The sequence below is a fragment of the Actinocatenispora rupis genome, assembly GCF_016861975.1.
Classification (GTDB): Bacteria; Actinomycetota; Actinomycetes; order Mycobacteriales; family Micromonosporaceae; genus Actinocatenispora; species Actinocatenispora rupis.
This window is the reverse complement of sequence record NZ_BOMB01000063.1, coordinates 1-1,500: the sequence shown is the minus strand read 5'-3', so window position 1 is coordinate 1,500 and position 1,500 is coordinate 1. Positions and strand designations below refer to the sequence as shown.

Here is a 1,500-nt window from a genome sequence, read left to right as displayed (position 1 = left end):
GAAAGACATCCCAGGAGCTTGAATGTCAAGCCGTGATCGAGTTGATGTGATGCGACCAGGCGGTTGTCTCGTTGTAGAGGGTGCCGGTTTTGAGGCAGCCGTGGAGGATGCCGACGAGTCGGTTGGCGAGTTGACGCAGAGCGGGGTTGTGTCCGCAGCCGCGGGCGCGTTGTCGGTCGTAGTAGGCCCGTGCGCCGGGCGAGGTTTTCAGCGCGGCGAACGACTGGCTCATCAGTGCGTCGATGAGCCGGTCGTTGTGCACGAACCGGGCCAGGGCGACCTTCTTCTTGCCGGAGGCGCGGGTGATCGGGGAGGTGCCCGCGTAGTTCTTGCGGGCCTTGGCAGAGGCGTAGCGGTGCGGGTCGTCGCCGAACTCTGCGAGCACCCGAGCGCCGAGGACCGGTCCCAGGCCTGGCTGGGACCGGTAGATCTCAGCGGCCGGGTGGCGCCCAAAATGTGTCTCCACCTGCCCTTGCAATGCTTTCACCTGGGTGTTCAACACGGTCAGGACCGCGAGCAGCGCCTGGACCGACGCGGCATAGCCGTCAGCCACGATCTCGGGCTGGCTGAGCTGCTCGGCGCGCAGCGCGGCCTGGACGGCCGCCGCTTTGTCCCGGACGTCTTTTCGACGCGCTCGTCGCAACGCGCCGCTGATCTGGGCGATCGTCAACCGGGCGGCCCGCGCCGGGGTGGGGGCCTTGGCCAGCAGTTCCAGACTGTCGACGGCGTCGAGGTCGTCGAAGGCGACCAGCGCGGCAGGGAAGTAGTCGCGCAGCGCGTGCCGCAACCGCTGGGTGTGACGGGTTCGTTCCCAGATCAGCGTCTTGTGGGTGCGGGCCACGACCTTGACCGCCTCAGCCTCGGGGCTGTCCCCAGCGACCGGCCGCAACTGGTGGGAGTGGGTGCGGACCATGTCAGCCAGCACGTGCGCGTCACCGGCGTCGCTTTTGGCGCCCGACACCCCCAGCCGGTCCCGGAACCTGGCCGCCTGCAACGGGTTGACCGCGAGCACCGTGTATCCGGCCGCGATCAGGGCCGCCACCCACGGACCCCGGTCGGTCTCGATCCCGACCAGCACCTCCACGTCCTCGTCGCCGGCCTCGCCGAGCTGGTCACCGACCATCGCATGCAACCGGCCCATCCCCGCCACGCCCTCGGGCAGCCGGGCTTTGGCCAGCCGGCGACCCGAGGGATCCATCAGCTCGATGTCGTGATGGTCCTCGGCCCAGTCATCTCCCACAAACAGCCGCAACGGCCCTCCCGTTCTCGACGTCGATCACCGCGAGTAGCCAGCGGGAGAGTCATCAGCGACCTAATCAAGCAGTGCTTCCCGCAACGAACACGCGGGGCACGACAACCCAGCAGCGATCACTTCTCCCGGCCTTCCGGCAAGGGCACTGTCTTTCGGCAGGACTCAACGTCCAGGAACCGGGAGTGCTCACCCACCGGCCGGCTACCACCAGGAGTGTGCCGGATGGCTCACTCCCAGAACTGATTAGG

General features: G+C 67.7%; 1 protein-coding gene. It reads right to left on the bottom strand.

All coding sequences use genetic code 11. From position 1 onward, the window contains the following. Positions 1-25: 25 nt before the first annotated feature. The gene (locus Aru02nite_RS36250; RefSeq protein ID WP_203665077.1) at positions 26-1,252 is read right to left on the bottom strand and encodes an IS110 family RNA-guided transposase; all 1,227 of its coding nucleotides are present in this window, start codon (positions 1,250-1,252) and stop codon (positions 26-28) included. Between the last annotated feature and the right edge of the window lie 248 nt (positions 1,253-1,500).